The organism is Halorubrum tibetense (genome assembly GCF_055396225.1).
Window position 1 is genome coordinate 1,272,587 of record NZ_AP043742.1, and the last position, 17,694, is coordinate 1,290,280.

Sequence of the window (17,694 nt, forward strand, 5' to 3'; positions counted from 1 at the left end):
ACGGGGCGGTTGGCCGCGGATTCACGTATATATCCTCGGCACGTCGGTTCGTTTCCTAATATATGCTCTGGAGAGGAGCGGATACGGAGATATAACTCACTGGGGGCCGAACCCGATCCGTGACGTTCCTCCTGTACGGCGCGTACGGCTACACCGGCGAACTGGTCGCACGTGAGGCGGTCGCCCGCGGACTCGACCCGGTGCTCGCCGGGCGTGACGGGGACCCGCTCAGGGAGCTGGGCCGTGAGCTGCGATGTTCGGTCCGTGAGTTCCCGCTACAGCCTCCCGAGACGGTCGCCGAGAGCGTCCGGGATATCGACGTGGTCCTCAACTGTGCCGGCCCGTTCGTGGCGACCGCCGAGCCGCTGGTCGAGGCGTGTCTCGAAACCGGAACCGACTACCTCGATGTGACCGGAGAGTTCGCGGTGTTCGCGTCGCTCGCTGGTCGCGATGCGGCCGCGACGGAGGCGGACGTGACGCTTCTGCCCGGAGTCGGCTTCGACGTGGTCCCGACCGACTGTCTCGCCGCACGGTTGGTCGATCGACTGCCCGAGGCGACCGCGATCGCGCTCGGCTTCGACGCCGACGGCGACGTCTCGCGGGGGACCGCCAGGACCGCAGTACGGGGGTTGGGCGAGGGGACTCTCGTCCGTGAGGACGGGGCACTCGTCCGACTGCCGATAGGGAGCCGGACGCGCGACATCGACTTCGGGCGGGGAACGCGGTCCGCGGTCGCGGTGCCGTGGGGCGATATCGTCACCGCGGCGTCCACGACTGGCGTGGAAAACGTGACCGTCTACGCCGCGGTGCCGCCGCGGGTTCAGCGGCTACTACGGGCCGCCCGGCCGCTGGCCCCGCTCCTCCGGAGCCGGCCGGTGCGGTTTCTCCTCGATCGGATCGTGTCGGCCCGGGTCGACGGCCCGAGCCCCGAGTCCCGAGCCGGGAACCGCGCCTACGTATGGGGCGAGGCCCGAACCGACGACGGCGAGACGGTCGTCGAGCGGCTGGAAACCCCCGACCCGTACGATCTCACGGTCGAGGCGTCGCTGGCAGCCGTCGAGCGGACGCTCGCGGGCGACGCGCCGGCGGGGTTCACGACCCCCGCGGGGGCGTTCGGATGGGCGTTCGTCGACGCCGTCGACGGGGTAACGTGGGCCGATCAGTCGCGGTCCGCGTCCTCGGCGACGAGGTCGTCGTAGCGCGCCCCCGTCTGTTTCAGCGTCTCCGTCGAGTAGAGCCGCTCGTGGTCGAACGGGAGGTGTTCGGACGCCAGCTCGTCGATCTTCGCGTCGACTGCCTCGGCCTCGCGACCGTGGATCATCGTGAACATGTTGTACTCCCAGTCCTGATCCGGACGCCTGGGGCGGTGATAACACAAGGTGACGTACGGGAGGCTCCCGACCGCCTCACCGCGGTCGTCGAGCTCGTCGTCCGGCACGTCCCAGACGACCATGCAGTTGTTCGTGAACCCGGTGACGATGTGGTTGACGACACAGCCGATCCGCTTGATACAGCCGTCGGCAAGCAGACGCTCGACCGCCGCGAGCACGTCGTCGACCGGGGAATCGATCTCGGCCGCGACGTCGGCGTACGGGGTCGCCGACAGCGGGAAGCCGTCCTGGATCGCTAAGAGCAGGTCGGCCTCCAGCGGGCTCAGGTCGCCGCGGGCGTCCTCGGAGATACGGGTGGCGGAGACGTCCGTCCGATCGATCGACTCCCTCGCGAACCGGTCCCGGTTGACCACGGGGAACTCCAGATCGATGTAGTAGTCGGTCAACATCGGGAGGTTCAACACGTCACAGCCGGTTCGCTCCGCGATCTCGGCGAGTATCTCGTCACGCTTCTCCCGGGAGCCCGCAGTAACGACGAACCACTGGTTCCACTCGTGCTCCCGGCGGTAGTTGTGGTTCACCTGACGGTAGCCGTTGATCACGTCGGCGATCTCGTCGAACCGCTCCGACGGGGCCCGAACGGCCGCCAGCGTCGAGGAGCCGATCACGGGTGGGTTCAACACCGCACCGAACCGACGAAAGACGCCTTGTTCCCGGAGGTCACGGACGCGGTCGAGGAGTTCGGTGGCGTCGACCTCAGTGCCCGTCTCGGCGGCGATCTCGGCCGCGACCCGCTCGAACGGCCGTTCCTCGACGGGGAATCCGCTCTGGTACTCGTCGATGAGCGCGGCGTCGACCGCGTCGATCCCGGCCCGCCAGTCGGCGTCGAGACTCATTATCGCGATCAGGGGACGGAGCTATCTACCGGTTTCGGAGGACGAGGCGTCAGCGGGGTGCACGGCCCCGTTCAGTCGTCGCCGGAAGCGTGGCCCGGCAGTGGCGAGAACGCCCGCGCGCTCGCTTCGAGCTCCGCCGTCGAACAGCCGCCGACGGTCGCGGCCTGTTCGAGCGTCAGCGTGCGGGAACGATACAGCGTTAGCGCGGTCGCCACGGATTTGGACGTCATCGGGTACGAGTACGATCTAGATGGACATGTATATAACTCTAACGCCGTAAGCATACTACAGTAGAACTACTATCTCGTAGAAAGAAACATTTGTGTGCTTATTTTCCAGAAATTACCTGTATCGATCAGAAATTGTACGTCACATAGTACCAAGGTCGGTGCCGCATCCGGGTGGCTGTCCCGCGCGTCGTCGCTCGCGCTCGGCCGTTAGGCGGATGTTCGGCTCGTGTTGGAGTCGTAACGCGTCGTGTCTCGGGTCATGGTGGGTCGTGTTTGGGGTCGCAGCGGGTCGTGCCCGAGGAGACGGCACGGTGACCGTTCCCAAGGGACGGGAGCCGAGCGGGAGGCTTTTCGTTCACAAACCCGAACGAAGCGTATGGCTCAGGCGACACAGGAGTTCGGCGAGTGGCCCCTCAAACGGTTGATGACCGAGGTCTGTGGTTCCGGCCACAAGTCGGCCGACGACCTCACGCGCGCACAGGCGACCGAGGCGTTCGAGCGGGTTCTCGCGGACGAACCCGACCCGACGACGCTCGGCGCGTTCTGGCTCGCGAACCGGTGGAAGCGGAACACCGCCGAGGAGCTCGGGGCGTACGTCGACGTGATGTGCGAGCGCGTCGAGTACGCGGAACCCGACTGTGATCCCGTCGACTGCGGCGCGAACTACGACGGGAAGGGTCGGACCGCGATCCTGGGGGTGGCCGCCGGGGCCGTGGCGGCCGCCGCCGGCACGCCGGTCGTCGTCCACTCCGGCGACCGCGTCCCCACGCAGAAACAGGACGCGTACAAGCACGTCCTCGACGAGCTGGGCGTGGGAACGGAGCTGACGCCCCGCGACTCCGCCGAGATGGTCGACGAGACCGGCTTCGGCTTCTACTATCAGCCGGCGTTCAACCCCGCGATCGACGACCTGTTCGAGCGGCGGGATATGATGGGGGTTCGGACGTTCGTCAACACGATCGAAACGCTGGCGAACCCGGCGGGCGCGTCGGTCCACCTCGGCTCCTTCTACCACCTCGCGTTCGCGAAGAAAGTCGTCGACACGTTCGGCGAGAGCGAGTTCCACGACCTCGACCGCGTGTTGATGTTCCAAGGGATGGAGGGGTACGACGATGTCCGCCCCGGCTACACGAAGGTTGCGGAGTGGGACGCCGCAGGCGACGACGGCGAGCCCGTCTTCGACGACTTCGAGATCGAGACCGCCGAGTACGGGATGGATCTCGAGGAAGAAGACCTCGCAGTGGACGAGGTCGCCGTCGAGTCGGCGGCGATCACCGAGGCGGTCCTTGCCGGCGAGCGCGACGGGCCCTTCGCCGATGCAGTCGCCGTCAACGCCGCGCTTCGGATCTACGCCCGCGGGGACGTAGACTCCATCGAGGCCGGACTGGAAGCGGCCCGCGAAGCCATCGCGGACGGCTCCGCGCTCAGCGTGCTCGAGGACCTCCGCGAGTTCTGAGCGGTCGGCGACGGCGGGGGCCTCGTCTGACACCGGTAGCGACACCGGGCAAACGCCGCGATTCCCGGGGAGCCCGGCCGAAAGCCGGGATATCGATACCGAGCGGGACGAACTCCGGACGAATTTTGGACTGAGTTTGGAAAGGGGTCTTGAGTGCGGAACCCCTAGCTCAGCTGTACAGATCATGATCCACGATAACGCACCACAATATGCCGACGTGTGAACACTGTCAGGCGCACGTTTCGGAGCGGTTCGCCCGGGTGTTCGCCGACAAGCGGGGACGGATCCACGCGTGTCCGAACTGCTCCGCGAACGCCGGGATCGCGGAGGTCGCGAAAGAACGGGCCCACGACGCCCGATCGTGATCGGACTGTAAAAACGCCTTATCTCTCCGGAGCGGGCGGCATCGACCGCTTGTGCGCACTCCGCTCGTACAGCTCGACGACGCGGTCAACGGCCTCGGTGGGGACGCCGAGCTCGCGGATCGTCGCCGAGCGCGAGAGTCCGCCGTCGACGTGGACTGCGAGGATGGCGTCGACCGTGTCGTAATCGAGACCCATCTCCGCAGCGTCGGTCTGTCCGTCCCACATCCCGGCGGTCGGTTCCTGCATCACCAGGTCGCGAGGGACGCCGACGTGGGCGGCCAGCTGGCGGACCTGCATCTTGTAGAGGTTCCCGATCGGGTTACAGTCGACCGCTTGGTCGCCGTACTTCGTGAAATACCCCGTCATCGCCTCCGCCCGGTTGCCGGTCCCGAGCACGATCCGGTTCTCCGCGTTGGCGACGAAGTAGTTCAACACCGCGCGGGTCCGGACGTACACGTTCCCCGTCGCCATGCGATCGTCGGCCGCTTCGGGCATCGCGTCGAAGAACGCCTCCGCGATCGGCTGGATCTCGATCACGTCGTAGTCGATCCCGAGCTCGTCGGCGACCCGCTCGGCGTCACTCATGACCTCGGGGTCGTTCACCGCCGCGGGCATCGTGATCCCGTGGAGGCCCTCCGGCCCGAGCGCCTCGACCGCGAGGTACGCCGTGAGCGTCGAGTCGATCCCGCCCGAGAGGCCGAGGACAGCCCCCTCAGTACCGGCGTCGGCGACGAGGTCCGTAATAAATGAGACGATGCGATCGCGGGTCGTTTCCAGCTCCGACTCCGACATGCGGAGGTCGATCGGCGGGTCGTCCGACAGCAACACCGACCCTTGCGAGGTCTGGCTCATACGAGGGGAGAAGGGCTGAGACGACTAATACCTCCCCGTCAGCACAGGAAGTTGGACGCATGTCGAGTTCCGAGTCGATCGAGCGGCTTGATCCGTCTGAACCCCATCGGAACCGCCGATATCAGCGAGCAGTGGCTGGTTTCGTGTGTTTCGCGATGGACGGAGGAAGTGTTCAGCAGCGTGGTTGCAACGACGATCAAGTCGTCGGTGTCCAGTAGGAGCGATCAGTTATCGGTGTTGAGTGATAGTGAGACGACAATTACTTGAACGGCATCGGCTGCTACTGCTTGTGGAGCCGATGTCGATCGATGAAGAGCTCTACACCCCCACCGTGACGAACGAACTCGACCGGTGCCGGCTGCCCCGGTGCGGGCGTCGTGAACGTAAGCGTTGCAAGCGAGGGGTCGTCCGGAACGAGCGTGTACGTGTCCTCGATCGGACCGACCGAGAGTTCGAGCGAGAGCATCCCGCCCTCTTCGGAAACGGTCGCCGTCGTGACCCCGCGATACGCTTCGTACTCGCCAGTGAGTTCGGATACCCGCCTACGGTATCCGATCGACGGAACCACGTCTGCCGGCTCTTCACCGAGCAGCAAGGCAACGATACCCTGACCGATCTCGGTTGGGTGAACCTCGGGCTGTGCGGCACAGCCGAGCGCGAACCCGAGGCCGTGTTCGGGAAGAAATCCGATCGCGGACGAAGACGTAAGCAGCGATCCGCCGTGTCCGATGAGGGTCGTCCCGGCGATATCGTGAATCGACCACCCGTAGCCGTACCCCTCCCCGTAGCGTGGGAGCGGGTCGATATGGGATTCGTGCGCTCGTGCGAGGAGGTCCTCGCTTACGAGCCGGGTATCCGCGAACACACCACCGGCGAGATTGAACTGTAGGTAGTTTCCGAGGTCAGTCGTAGCGGTGATCAACCCACCGGGGCCGTACGAGAGCTCGCGTGCGGGAAACGATGTCGCTACGTACTCGCCGTCATCGAGCAGGTACGGCGTTGCGCGATCGTCGAAGGAGTCGTACGCATCAGCATCGAACGTCGAGCGATCCATCGACAGCGGCGTGAGGATCTCGTCCGTGACGTACTCCTCGAACGGCTGGCCGGTAGCCGATTCGACTGCATGTGAGAGGAGAATGTACCCCGTATTGTTGTACATAAACCGGCCAGCGGAGTGTTCGTCCCGTTCGTCACCGACACCGTCGACGTGGTAATAGAGATCGTCGGTGTCACCCAGCGGAACGCCGACATCGTCCATGCCCGCCTGTCGAGCAAGCAGGACGGCCGACGTGCTCAAAGACGGGATCCCGGAGCTGTGGCTCAGTAGCTCGTGGATCGTGACCTCGTCAGCACCCTCGAACTCGGCGTCAGTGTGCTTCTCGATCGGGTCGTCGAGTTCGAGTTCGTTTCGGTCGACACACTGTAGTACCGCAAGTGCAGTGAACGACTTCGTGACGGAGGCAAAGCCGTACAGCGTTTCCGGCGTTGCAGGGTCGTTCGTTTCGAGGTGCCGAGCCCCGTATCCGGATCGGTAGAGCGTTTCGGTCTCGTCGACGATCGTCACGCTCGCACCGGGTGCAGCCGTATCGGTCAGCCACTCGTACACGAGCTCGTCGATCCGCGAACGGGTGGTCGTCGAAAGTACATCCGCCATTGCCGTCACGACGCGTGGAGCCGTCAAAAGCGTTCGTAGAAGGTGGGCTGACGTTTCGGTATCGGCGTCTCGGACAGCCCGTTCGGAAGGTCGGCGGTGAGACCGCCGATCTCAGTGCGCTTCGTGGACGTGCTCGCGGAGCGCGTCCGTGCCGTCGAACCGTTCGTTACAGACCCCGCACGTGTCGTGGTGAAGCGGGAGGTGCTGGGTCAGGGCGGCCGCCGTCTTGAACTCCGTGTCACAGTCCGCGCATGTGATCGCCATTGTGTTATTAACTTAGGCGCAAACATATATAAACGTTTGTTACTATTGAGGATAAGTACATTGCCATAGGTTGTTAACTACCACGTCTCGCTATAGTAGCCCGTCGGCGTCCGCCAGCAGCAGCCCCTCAAGCGTCGCGTCGTTCGTCGGGGGCTCGCGCGCCGTTTCGAGCGCCTCGTCGATCGGGACCGCATGCGGGACGAGGAACTCGTTGCTGTCGGCCTCGACGTCGACCGGTTCGAGCCCCTCGGCGAACACGTACCCGCGTTTGTGCCGAAGCACGCCCGTCGAACACCACACTTCCTGTAACAGCGCGGTCGATGCGGGGTCGAAGCCGGTCTCCTCGGCGAGCTCGCGCGCCCCTGCCTCGGTGTACGACTCCCCCGGCTCGACGATCCCCGCGGGCAGCTCCATCTGGGTGGTGCGGACGGTCGGCCGATACTGCTCGACGAACAGCACCGAGTCGTCGGCGATCGCGATGACGACCGTCGCGGGCGGGAGCTCCGCCCAGTAGTACGCCTTCTCGGTGCCGTCGGGCTGTTCGACGCGGTCGTACCCGCCGACGAACCAGCCGGGGTCGTACTCGACGGCGACCTCCCGAACCGGCCACTCGGGCTCGCCGGGCAGCGAATGGAGCCGTCCGTCGGAGAACGCTGGGAGATCGCGGAGGTCGGCCGCGGGACGTGGCGCGTCTCCGGTCGGCCGCTCGTCGGTCCGCCCCGGCCGCTCGTCGGCTGAGTCGTCGCTCATGCGGGATCCTGCGTGACCTCGACGTAATACGTTTGCCCGTCGCGCTCGACACGAACCCCGTCGTCGACGGCCGCCTCGGGGACCCGCTGCGTGAGCGCGTCGACCTCGTCAAACGGCGTGTGTGTGAACCACTCTTTTACCCCGTAGGGGCCGAGCTGATACCCTTCGGAGCGACCGTCGGCGCTCTCGAGTGCCCCCGTCAGGAACGGGTAGCGCCGCTCGTCGACGTCGTTGACGTCGACCGCCGGTTCATCGGTCTCGATCCCCTCGGCGGTCAAATAGTAGGGATCGCCGCTCCCGAGGTAGCTCGGGAGCGCGCCCAGCGCGAGCAGGGCGACGATCACCAGCGCGATTGCGATGAGGAGGTTCCGGGTGACCGGGCGCATATCGGTCGTACGGGGCCGTGCCGAATACCGGTTTCGCCCCGGGGCAGACCGGCTCACTCCAGCGCGCGAACGAGGTCGAGGAGCGCCGTCTCGTACGCGTCGGGCTCCAGCCCGAGGTCGACATCGATGGAGACCGAGATGGCCGACGAGAGCTCCTCCTCGAAGTGTTCGGCGACGTTCTCGGACGGGAACGCGCCGCCGCCGACGAGAACGCTCTCCCCGGCATGCCAGACCCCCAGTCGGCCCGCAACCGGAACCGCGTCGGTGTCGAGCTCGACCGTCCGGTCGTCGGTGACGGGGACCGCGATCGGCGCGAACGGGAGCGTCCCGGCCAGGTCGGTTCGGCGCGCCGTCTCGCCCGTGTCGACCGTGAGCTCGCCCTCCGCGACGGTGTCGGTCCCCTCGACGCCGTTGGCCGCCATCCGATCTTCGAGGGTGGAACGGGCGTTCGCCTCCACCTCGTCGACGACCTGATCGCGGCCGACGCCGCCGGGAAGGTTCGTCAGGTCGGGGTCGAAGGTGACCCGACTGGCGAAGAAGACGGCCGGTGCGTCCGCCACTTCGCCGAGCGTCTTCTCCGCGAGCTCCTCGCGGAGGGCGACGTTCGTGTACAGTTCGGTCGTCGCGGTCGCGGTGAGCTCCTGTCCGGCGTACGTCTCGCTGAACGCTTCCTCCTGGACCGTTTCGTCGAGCTCCCAACCGCCGTCGTCGAGCGCGTCCTCGGGGACGATCGGCGGGCTCGGGGAGGCGCTCGCGAGACAGCCGGCGGCACCGAGCGCACCGACGCCGACCACGGAGCCGAGGAAGCGACGCCTGTTCGTGGAGCGACGCCCGTCCATGAAGCGACGCCCGTTCGTGGAGCGATTCCCGTTCATGCGCCGATGTCCGGCGTTGCGCCGTTTGAACCTGACGCCGCGAGTATCAGGGTTGAGTCCGAGTCGACGGCCGAGGGAGTGGGTCGGGCGACGCGTTTTACTCGGCACCGGCCGTGGATCAGGTATGGAAGCCCGGTTCGAGTTGGCGCTGTGTGCGGCCCTGGAGTCGCCCGACAGGGTCGTCGCCCGCCAGCTCGGATCCGGCGTGACCGTCCCCGGGAACCGGATCGTCGACGTCTGTGTCCTCGCTCCCGGTCCGGCGTTCGACGACCGGGCGGCGATCACTCCCGAACGGATCCCCGACCCCGCGATCGACGCGTCTGTCGGACCGGGTAAGGCGGTGCCCGTCAACGAGGCGTTCGATCGCCCGATGGACCGTGCGCGAGACGTCGTCGACGCCGCCGTCGAGGCGGGATACCTGGAACGCGAGCGCCACGACGGCCGTTCGACGGTACGGGCGACCGCCCGCTACCCGGACGACTGGATCGGGTCGCTCACGGCGATCGAGAACAAGCCGGATCTCGGCGAACCGGGCGACTTGGAGGCGCAGCTCCGGTACGACGTCGCGCTCGGACTGTTCGACGAGGTCGTGCTCGCGACCGGCTCGTACGTCACCCGCGCACACCTCAACCGGATCCCCGACGCGGTGGGGGTGTGGCGGTTCGACCCGACGAGCAGTGAGCGGGAGGTGGTCCGCGAACCGACGCGGCTCGATCCCGGGACGGCGGGCGTCGAGATCCGCGAGGAACGGGCCTCACGCACCGACGTCGCGGTCGTTTCCCCGGCCTCGAAGGCCCGGAAACGGCGGCGGATCGCCGAACGGGCGTACGGGAAGGGATGGCGGCCGGCACCCCCCGGCTGCGCCCACGCGTCGACGACGGTGGACGGCCGACCGTACTGCGGGGAGTTCGACCGAGTCGTCGTCCCGGGTCGCGAGTGCGGAACGGGGTGTCCGGCGTACGACCCGGCAGCCCCTCCGACCGACGACCGTGACCGGCTTCGCGACGAGCACAGCGCGTGGGTCGCGGAGCCGGAGCGTGGCGGCCCGCGACGGCAGTCGGGGCTCTCGCGGTTCTCGTGAGCGGTCCCCGGCAACCGTCGTGAGAACGCTTATACGCCGACAGCGGGATCCCCGCGTATGGACGAGATAGAAGACGTCTTCGTCGCTCGGCTGATGACGACCGACCTCCACACGGTGACGCCGGACACGTTGGTCGAGGACGCCGCGGGAATCCTCCTCGACAACGACATCAGCTCCGCGCTGGTCGTCGAGGGCGGGCGTCTCGTCGGGATCCTCACGACGACGGACTTCGTAGAGATCGTCGCCAAGAGCCAGCCGAAAGCGGAGACGACCGTCGAACGGTACATGACGACGGACCCGGTGACGGCGGGAGCACAGGACAGCGTGGCGGACGTCGCCGCGACGATGGTCGATCGGGGATTCCACCACGTCCCGGTCGTCGACGCCGACGGAACACCCATCGGGATCATCACCACCTCCGATCTCGCCGCGTACGTCTCCGGAACCGAGCCGCTGACGACGTAGAGGTGGGACCCTCGGCGGCCGAGAGAGAGAGAGAACCATTCACGACCTGATCGTCGGAACCGCCGACGACAGAGAAGGCCGCACCGCGGGAAGCGGGTCCGTGAAGACGCCGTGTCCGTGACGCCGACAAGTGCCGCCACTTTCTTCGGGGTATTACCTCTCGAAGCCGTATCGGGTGTATGACCGACCGGCTTCACCTCAACCTCTTCACGATGAACTCCGTCGAACACGTCTCACCGGGGTCGTGGACGTACCCGGGCGACCGCTCGACGGAGTACACCGACACCGACTACTGGACGGAGATCGCCCGGACCGCCGAGCGCGGCGGGTTCGATGCGGTGTTCTTCGCGGACGTTCGCGGCGTCTACGACGTGTACGGCGGCGACCGTGACGTCGCCGTCGAACGGGCGATCCAGACCCCGGCGAACGACCCGCAGCTGGTGGTTCCGGCGATGGCTGCCGCGACCGAGGAGCTCGGGTTCGCCGTAACGCGGTCGACGACGTACACCCACCCGTACCAGCTCGCCCGAGAGTTCTCGACGCTCGATCACCTCACCGACGGCCGGATCGCGATCAACGTCGTCACCTCCTATCTCCAGTCGGCGGCCGAGAACCTCGGGCTCGACGAGCGGATGGACAAGGAGACGCGGTACGACCGCGCCGACGAGTTCCTCGACGTCTGTTACGCGCTCTGGGAGGACTCCTGGGAGGACGACGCGGTCGTGCGCGACCGGGAGGCGAACCGGTACACGGACCCGGAAAAGGTCCATGGGATCGGTCACGAGGGCGAGCACTTCTCGGTGCCCGGGCCGCACGGCTGTGAGCCCTCCCCGCAGCGGACCCCGGTCGTGTATCAGGCGGGCTCCTCGGACCGGGGGCGGGAGTTCGCCGCCGCCAACGCTGAGGCGGTGTTCGCGAGCCAGCCGACCGAGGAAGGCGTCCGCGAGTACATGGAAGACGTTCGCTCCCGTGCGGAGGCGTACGGTCGGGACCCCGAGAGCCTCCGGTTTTTCATCGGGGTCGTCCCGATCGTCGGGGAGACACAGGCGATCGCGGAGGCGAAACGGGACGAGTACACCCGCCACGTGGACGTCGAGGGAACGCTCGCGCTCCTCTCGGGGTTCCTCGACATGGACCTCTCCGAGCTCGATCCGGATCAGCAGGTCGAACACATCGAAACCGACGCGATCCAGGGGACGATGAACGCGTTCACGAAGTCACAGCCGGACCGGAGCTGGACCGTCCGCGAGGTGGCGGAGTTCTGCGGGCTCGGGACGACGTCACCGACGGTGGTGGGAACGCCGGAGGTCGTCGCCGACGAGCTCCAGTACTGGCACGAGGAGGTCGGCGTCCACGGGTTCAACGTCAAGGAGGTCGTCCGCCCCGACACGCTCACCGACTTCGTCGATCTCGTCGTTCCCGAACTTCGCGAGCGGGGGCTCGTGCCGCCGGCGGGCGACGACCGTCCGGGCGACACGCTCCGTGAACGACTCCTCGGCGAGGGACAGCGCCGCCTCCGTGCGGACCACCCCGCACGTCGGTCGGGAAACTGACTGATTAATAACCACAGCAGGAGTGTTGATACGCTATCTCTGCCGCCCCCGGCACCGTTAAGTGGGTCGCGCTTCTGCGTTCAGGTGACGCTTCGCTTGGAGGGCCGAAGCGTCAGCGGGGACCTACTGAACGGCTCGGCGTGCCACCTTTTCCCGGCACGCCGGGCCGTTCGTTCCTTTGAACCAGTGAGCGACGGCCCTGTCGGCACACGAGAGACGTCGTTCAGATCCCTTCGCCCTGGTACTCGCCGTCGTACGTCCCGTCGTGTTCCGCACGGGCGAGGACGAGCTGCGCGATCCGCGCGCCGGGTTCGATGTCGATCGGGGTACCGACGTCGAGTCGACCCTCGCCGACACCCTCGTACCCCGCGTCCCAGACGGCGGTGTCGAGCGTACAGGCGTTCCGGAGCAGCGTCGACCGGGGAAGTACGAAACCGATCCGACCGTCCGGGATCCGGACCTGCTCACCGTATCGGACGACGTACGTTCCGGGATCGAGCCGATAGGCATCGTCGACCGGATCCAGCTCGCGACGGTCAGCGACGGACTTCCCTTCCCGACCGATCCGTCCACGTCCCGTCCCTTCGAACACCGCGTCGACGGTGAGGTCCACCCCGTTCGGCTGTCGTTGCGCGTCCGTGAGCGATGCGCCCGCCGTTTCGAGCGCCCGTGCCACAGCCGATCCGGATTCGAACATGCGGTATCGGAGCGCGGGCATCGACAAAACGGTGTCGACGGACCGGGATCGGTGGGAGGATCGTCACACCCACGTTGCGTGTCAACACGGTCGGGTTCCACCAAAAATCTCCGCGTCTATCGGTTCCACATGGTCGATGTGGCGGATCACTCGCGGGTTTTATATTCTCGGGACAGCCATCTCCGGCTGATATGGGACAAACGATTACCGAGAAGATCCTCGATGACCATCTCGTCGAGGGCGAGCTGACGCCCGGCGAGGAGATCGGCATCGAGATCGACCAGGTCCTCACGCAGGACACGACCGGCACGATGGTGTGGCTCCAGTTCGAAGCACTCGACCTCGACGAGGTCCAGACGGAGCTCGCCGCGCAGTACTGTGACCACCAGACGTACCAGTTCGACTTCAAGAACACGGACGACCACCGATTCCTCCGCTCCGCGGCCGGTACCTACGGCGCGTACTTCTCCCGGCCCGGCAACGGTATCTGTCATCAGGTCCACAAAGAGAACTTCGCCGCGCCCGGCAAGACGCTGCTCGGCTCCGACTCGCATACGCCGACGCCCGGCGGCCTCGGCCAGCTCGCGATCGGCGCGGGTGGCCTCGACATCGCCGTCGCCATGGGCGGTGGCCCCTACTACGTCGAGATGCCCGAGGTCGTCAACGTCCACCTCGAGGGCGAGCTCCCCGAGTGGGCGACCGCGAAAGACATCGCGCTCCACCTGCTCGGCGAGCTGACCGTGAAAGGCGGCGTCGGCAAGATCTTCGAGTACACCGGCCCCGGTGCGGAGAACCTCTCGATCCCCGAGCGAACGACGATCACGAATCTCGGGACGGAGCTCGGCGCGACCTCCTCGATCTTCGCGACCGACGAGAAAACGAAAGACTGGCTCGCGCGCCAGCACCGCGAGGAGGAGTACGTCGACCTCCAGCCCGACGACGACGCGGAGTACGCTGAGACGATCGAGGTCGATCTGGCCGACCTCGAACCGCTCGTGGCTGCCCCGTCGATGCCCGACAACGTCGCCCCCGTCAGCGAGTACGAGGGGACCGACGTCGAGCAGGTCATCATCGGCTCCTGTACGAACGGCGCGTACGAGGACATCCTCCCCAGCGCGAAGATGCTGGAGGGCCGCGAGGTCTCCAAGGGAACCGAGATGATCGTCGCACCCGGTTCCAAGCAGGCCTCCGAGATGCTGGCCCGTGAGGGCTGGACCGCGGAGATGATGGCGGCCGGCGTCAACTTCTCCGAGGCGACGTGTGGCGCGTGTATCGGCATCGGTCACGTGCCCGCTTCCGACTCCGTCTCACTGCGGACGTTCAACCGCAACTTCGAGGGTCGCTCCGGCATCGAGGACGACTCCGTCTTCCTCTGCTCGCCCGAGGTCGCGACCGCTGCGGCCATCACCGGTAAGATCGTTGACCCGCGCGACCTCGCCGACGACCTCGGCGACCTCGAAGCGCCCGGCTTGGAGATGGGGACGAAGTACGGCCCCGGCATGGGTGAGTCCGACTCGGACATCATCTCGCCCGACGAGGCGATCGACGACGGTCTCGTCAAGGGCCCGAACATCGGCGACGTGCCGCTTAAGGACGGTATCGACGCCGATATCGGCGGTGAGGCGCTCCTCAAGATGGAGGACAACATCACCACCGACCACATCATCCCGGCGACGGCGGACATCCTGAAGTTCCGTTCGAACATCGAGAAGCTCTCCGAGTTCACGCTCTCGCGCGTCGACGACACGTTCGCGCAGCGCTCGCTCGACGCCGACGGCGGCGTCCTCGTGGCCGGCGAGAACTACGGACAGGGCTCCTCGCGGGAGCACGCCGCCCTCTGTCCGATGTACCTCGGTATCGAGGCGGTGTTCGCGCAGAGCTTCGCCCGCATCCACAAGGCGAACCTGTTCAACTTCGGTATCGTCCCGCTCGCGATCGACGCGGAGACGTACGAGAAGATCGACCAGGGTGACGACATCCAGGTCGTCGACGACGTGCCGGCCGGTGTCCGCTCCGGCCAAGAGGAGTTCACCGTGAGCGTCAACGACGAGTGGGAGTTCACGGCCGATCTCGACGCCTCCGAACGCGAGCGCGAGATCCTCGCGTCCGGCGGCAAGCTCTCGTGGGTCAAACAGCAGCACGACGGCGGCTCCGGCGCGGCCCCCGCCGACGACTGAGAGTCCGAGTCCGACCCGACGACAGCGTTTTTTATCGCTCAGCCCCGAAGGACGGGTAGCGATGGCACAGTCACGAACCCGATCCGCGGTCACTCCTCACGGTGACGTCGAGTACGAGGTCGTCACCTGCGCCAGCTGCGGCGAGGAGGTGATCCCCGCGGACGCCGTGCCCGTCGGCGTGGGAGTTGAGACGTACACCTGCGACGGGATCCCCTTCTGTCGGGAGACACACGAGCGGCCGCGAGAGACGCACGCCCTCTGTGCGTACTGTGCGGAGGCGACACTGGGTTACACCGACTCGCCGGACGGCGTCGAGGACCGGCTCGACGAGCTCGCGGCGGAGACGTCCGCAGTCGGGCTCGGGCTGTGGCTCGGCGTCGTCGGTGGCGTGGCGCTGTCGGTCGGGCTGTTGCTCGTCCAGCTGCTGGTCGGGATCGTCTGAGAGCCGGTCGCGTCACGGGGAAAACCGACCGGGTTCGAAAACCGTTGACCGCGGATCGGGCGTCGTTCGGCCGGGATCAGCGGGCGGCGGCGGCGACGCGCTCGCGCTCCTCTTTCTGCGAGATGGAGTACGTCTGCACGTCGTAGTCGGCCGCGCCGATGAGCTCCTGTGCGAGCGCCTCGGCGGCGGACGTGGTGGACTTGTACGTCGCGTTGGCGACGCCGTCCGAGATGAACAACAACGCCTGGTCGACGCGGCGCTGGGGCGCGACGTCGACCGCCTTGGGGACCGAGATACCACCGTACTTCAGGCGGACGGTCTCCTCACGGGGGGCGGCGTTCTCGACGGCGGTCACGAGCACCTGCACCGGGTTCTCCTCGGTGCGCTCGTGAACGATGTCGAAGGCGTCACGGACGATCCGCGTCGCCTGCTGTTTCTTACCGGTGTTCTCCTCGGTCTGCATCAGGCGGTTGATCAGCCGCTCGACCAGGGAGATCTCCGACTTCTTGAACTGCTTGGACGCGTGGCGACCCATCGTGTGAGCGATGGGCGTCACGGTCATGTAGCGTTTCGTCGAAGGGTCAGCGTAGGAGATCTCGGTGACATCCCAGACGCCGAACAGCTGGGCGTTCTCGTTGGCGGTCTTGCTGGCCGCGGGCGCGTCCGGGTCGGGTTCATCGGCGGCGACCGACTCCTCGTCGATCTCGGCTTCTTCCCCGCTCATCGGACCGGTTTCTCCGCGTTACCGCGAACCAGTTCGATCATCGATACGCCGTTGACCTTCTCGACTTTGTAGTTGACGCCGGAGAGGTCGCCCATCGCGCGACCCTTCGCGCCGCCGATACCGGCGATCGTGACCTCGTCGTGCTCGTCGATGAACGAGATCGCGCCGTCGCCGGGACAGAACGCGGTGACCTGCTTTCCGTTCTTGATCAGCTGTACCCGGACGCACTTCCGGATCGCCGAGTTCGGTTGCTTCGCCTCGATACCGACCTTCTCGAGGACGATGCCTCGCGCCTGCGGGGCACCCTCGAGGGGATCGGACTTCTTCTTGAGCCCGCGCTCTCGCCGAGCGTACTCGGAGTCGGACCAGCGGCGTTTCTGCCGGTCCTGTTTGAGCTTGCGGGCGGCATATTTGCCGTTCGCCATCGTACATCCACTTCCGAACGGAGCTACTTAAGCGTCGTCTTTCCAGGTCGAGAAACGGGCGCAGATCCGTCGAACGGCACCTCTCCGCCGATCTGAGGCGGTTTCTTTGATCGAAACGAGCGGCAGATATCGACGTTGAGTCGATAAGGGGGCGTAAGAGCCCGTCGTTGGCGGTGACGCCGCTGAACGGGTCAGTCGGTCGTTTCGGTGCGCGCCTCCTCGACCCAGTCCGGTTCGGACACCGACACGCCGCGGTCGCGGTACTCGATATCGACGTCGACGCTCGCGGTCGTCCCGTCGTGGGAGCCCTCCCAGCGCTGTTCGATTCGCGGGACGAATCCGGATTCGAGGATGTCCACCGTGGCCGAGGCGGTCTCGACGGTGGCGGGGACGGGCCGACTCCCGTCGAAGGAGTCGGCGGCGAACCGCGCCGCGGGTTCGTCGTCGACGTCGACCGACGCCTCGAACGTCGGCTCCCAGTTCTCTAACCCCTCGTACACCACGTCGTCCCCCGCGGACCCCTGTGGGACGCGAATCCCGACCAACGCGTCCACTCGCATCGTCTCTTCGGTAGTGCCCGCCGACCCGTCGAGCGGCTGACGATCGTACGTCACCTCCGAGCCGAGCTGCTCGCGGAACAGCGCCTCCTCCGGCGTGACGTACAGCTCCGTGACCTCCGTCTCGTCGCTCTCGGTCACCGCCTGTCTGAGGAGCTGCCGTTCGTTCGCGAGGTCGTAGCGGGACTCGTACGTCTGATCCGGGAGCCACGGGCTCGGCTCCGACTCCCCGTCGTGGCCGGTCCGTGCGGTCGAGTAGAGGGTGACCCCGCCGGCGTCGACGGCGGCATCGATGTGGCTGGTCGCGAGCGTCTCGACATCGAGGCCGTCGCCGTCTCGCCAGTCCGCGTTCGGAAACGGGCCGGCGGGTTCACCGTCGAGGACGTCCCCACAGCCGGCGAGCGTGACCGTCGACATCAGACCGAGGGACGCGAGGAACCGTCGTCTGTCCATGTCGGCTCCAAGCGACTGAACGGCAAAAACCCACCCCCGTATGGATCACGAGAGCACACGA

The 17,694-nt window shown here is 66.6% G+C and carries 20 protein-coding genes; 8 read left to right on the forward strand and 12 right to left on the reverse strand.

The genetic code is table 11. The features are described 5' to 3' along the window. The first annotated feature begins 119 nt into the window (after nt 1-119). On the forward strand, nt 120-1,199 hold the full coding sequence (locus ACZ5TV_RS06430) for a saccharopine dehydrogenase family protein (RefSeq protein WP_464384256.1): 1,080 nt from the start codon (nt 120-122) through the stop codon (nt 1,197-1,199). Here ACZ5TV_RS06430 and ahbB read toward each other — a convergent pair. Together ahbB and ACZ5TV_RS06440 are read right to left on the reverse strand one after the other, a co-directional pair. Next, entirely contained in the window at nt 1,160-2,227 is a 1,068-nt protein-coding gene (gene ahbB, locus ACZ5TV_RS06435) for a siroheme decarboxylase subunit beta (RefSeq protein WP_379780865.1), read from the reverse strand. The genes ACZ5TV_RS06430 and ahbB overlap by 40 nt on opposite strands. A 71-nt stretch (nt 2,228-2,298) precedes the next feature. Further along, nucleotides 2,299-2,457 (reverse strand): DUF7317 family protein, encoded by a 159-nt coding sequence (locus ACZ5TV_RS06440; protein WP_379780863.1) that lies wholly within the window; start codon nt 2,455-2,457, stop codon nt 2,299-2,301. 376 nt (nt 2,458-2,833) lie between these two features. Here ACZ5TV_RS06440 and ACZ5TV_RS06445 point away from each other — a divergent pair, with 376 nt between their 5' ends. Both ACZ5TV_RS06445 and ACZ5TV_RS06450 read left to right on the forward strand, forming a co-directional pair. Further along, nucleotides 2,834-3,913, forward strand: a complete 1,080-nt coding sequence (locus tag ACZ5TV_RS06445) for an anthranilate phosphoribosyltransferase (protein ID WP_379780861.1) — start codon at nt 2,834-2,836, stop codon at nt 3,911-3,913. A gap of 209 nt (nt 3,914-4,122) precedes the next feature. Then, nucleotides 4,123-4,278, forward strand: a complete 156-nt coding sequence (locus ACZ5TV_RS06450) for a DUF7563 family protein (protein ID WP_379780859.1) — start codon at nt 4,123-4,125, stop codon at nt 4,276-4,278. An 18-nt stretch (nt 4,279-4,296) separates the two neighbouring features. Here ACZ5TV_RS06450 and ACZ5TV_RS06455 read toward each other — a convergent pair whose 3' ends face one another. From ACZ5TV_RS06455 to ACZ5TV_RS06480, 6 genes are all read right to left on the reverse strand, one after another. Next, on the reverse strand, nt 4,297-5,130 hold the full coding sequence (locus tag ACZ5TV_RS06455; protein WP_379780857.1) for an NAD+ synthase: 834 nt from the start codon (nt 5,128-5,130) through the stop codon (nt 4,297-4,299). 280 nt (nt 5,131-5,410) lie between these two features. Next, entirely contained in the window at nt 5,411-6,784 is a 1,374-nt protein-coding gene (locus ACZ5TV_RS06460) for a serine hydrolase (RefSeq protein ID WP_379780855.1), read from the reverse strand. A gap of 111 nt (nt 6,785-6,895) precedes the next feature. Further along, on the reverse strand, nt 6,896-7,048 hold the full coding sequence (locus ACZ5TV_RS06465; RefSeq protein WP_379780853.1) for a C2H2-type zinc finger protein: 153 nt from the start codon (nt 7,046-7,048) through the stop codon (nt 6,896-6,898). 90 nt (nt 7,049-7,138) lie between these two features. Beyond that, nucleotides 7,139-7,798 carry an NUDIX hydrolase gene (locus tag ACZ5TV_RS06470; RefSeq protein ID WP_379780851.1) on the reverse strand — a complete coding sequence of 220 codons (660 nt, stop codon included), beginning with the start codon at nt 7,796-7,798 and terminating at the stop codon, nt 7,139-7,141. Continuing rightward, complete coding sequence (locus tag ACZ5TV_RS06475) at nt 7,795-8,184, reverse strand: hypothetical protein (protein ID WP_379780848.1); 390 nt, start codon at nt 8,182-8,184, stop codon at nt 7,795-7,797. Before ACZ5TV_RS06475 ends, ACZ5TV_RS06470 begins: the two co-directional genes overlap by 4 nt. 53 nt (nt 8,185-8,237) lie before the next feature. Beyond that, nucleotides 8,238-9,059, reverse strand: a complete 822-nt coding sequence (locus tag ACZ5TV_RS06480; RefSeq protein ID WP_379780846.1) for a DUF6517 family protein — start codon at nt 9,057-9,059, stop codon at nt 8,238-8,240. A gap of 124 nt (nt 9,060-9,183) precedes the next feature. Here ACZ5TV_RS06480 and ACZ5TV_RS06485 point away from each other — a divergent pair, with 124 nt between their 5' ends. From ACZ5TV_RS06485 to ACZ5TV_RS06495, 3 genes are all read left to right on the forward strand, one after another. Beyond that, the gene (locus ACZ5TV_RS06485; RefSeq protein WP_464384257.1) at nt 9,184-10,140 is read left to right on the forward strand and encodes a DUF5787 family protein; all 957 of its coding nucleotides are present in this window, start codon (nt 9,184-9,186) and stop codon (nt 10,138-10,140) included. Nucleotides 10,141-10,197: 57 nt separating this feature from the next. Next, nucleotides 10,198-10,605 (forward strand): CBS domain-containing protein, encoded by a 408-nt coding sequence (locus ACZ5TV_RS06490; protein WP_379779139.1) that lies wholly within the window; start codon nt 10,198-10,200, stop codon nt 10,603-10,605. Nucleotides 10,606-10,784: 179 nt separating this feature from the next. Beyond that, a complete protein-coding gene (locus ACZ5TV_RS06495) occupies nt 10,785-12,158 on the forward strand; it encodes an LLM class flavin-dependent oxidoreductase (RefSeq protein ID WP_379779141.1) in 1,374 nt (457 codons plus the stop codon). Nucleotides 12,159-12,381: 223 nt separating this feature from the next. Here ACZ5TV_RS06495 and ACZ5TV_RS06500 read toward each other — a convergent pair whose 3' ends face one another. Continuing rightward, nucleotides 12,382-12,855 (reverse strand): deoxyuridine 5'-triphosphate nucleotidohydrolase, encoded by a 474-nt coding sequence (locus tag ACZ5TV_RS06500; protein ID WP_379779143.1) that lies wholly within the window; start codon nt 12,853-12,855, stop codon nt 12,382-12,384. Nucleotides 12,856-13,046: 191 nt separating this feature from the next. Between ACZ5TV_RS06500 and ACZ5TV_RS06505 the strand changes: the two genes are divergently transcribed. Continuing rightward, the gene (locus ACZ5TV_RS06505; RefSeq protein ID WP_379779145.1) at nt 13,047-15,032 is read left to right on the forward strand and encodes an aconitate hydratase; all 1,986 of its coding nucleotides are present in this window, start codon (nt 13,047-13,049) and stop codon (nt 15,030-15,032) included. A 61-nt stretch (nt 15,033-15,093) separates the two neighbouring features. Beyond that, the gene (locus ACZ5TV_RS06510) at nt 15,094-15,474 is read left to right on the forward strand and encodes a hypothetical protein (RefSeq protein WP_379779147.1); all 381 of its coding nucleotides are present in this window, start codon (nt 15,094-15,096) and stop codon (nt 15,472-15,474) included. Between the two features lie 76 nt (nt 15,475-15,550). On the opposite strand, the gene ACZ5TV_RS06515 is transcribed toward ACZ5TV_RS06510, so the two are convergent. The 3 genes from ACZ5TV_RS06515 to ACZ5TV_RS06525 all read right to left on the reverse strand — a co-directional run bounded on the left by ACZ5TV_RS06515 (nt 15,551) and on the right by ACZ5TV_RS06525 (nt 17,633). Then, complete coding sequence (locus tag ACZ5TV_RS06515; protein ID WP_379779149.1) at nt 15,551-16,198, reverse strand: 30S ribosomal protein S7; 648 nt, start codon at nt 16,196-16,198, stop codon at nt 15,551-15,553. Next, nucleotides 16,195-16,623, reverse strand: coding sequence for a 30S ribosomal protein S12 (locus ACZ5TV_RS06520; RefSeq protein ID WP_004048726.1), 429 nt, complete (start codon nt 16,621-16,623; stop codon nt 16,195-16,197). The genes ACZ5TV_RS06515 and ACZ5TV_RS06520 overlap by 4 nt, the downstream gene beginning before the upstream one ends. Nucleotides 16,624-16,814: 191 nt before the next feature. Next, nucleotides 16,815-17,633, reverse strand: coding sequence for a hypothetical protein (locus ACZ5TV_RS06525; protein ID WP_379779151.1), 819 nt, complete (start codon nt 17,631-17,633; stop codon nt 16,815-16,817). Nucleotides 17,634-17,694: the final 61 nt, after the last annotated feature.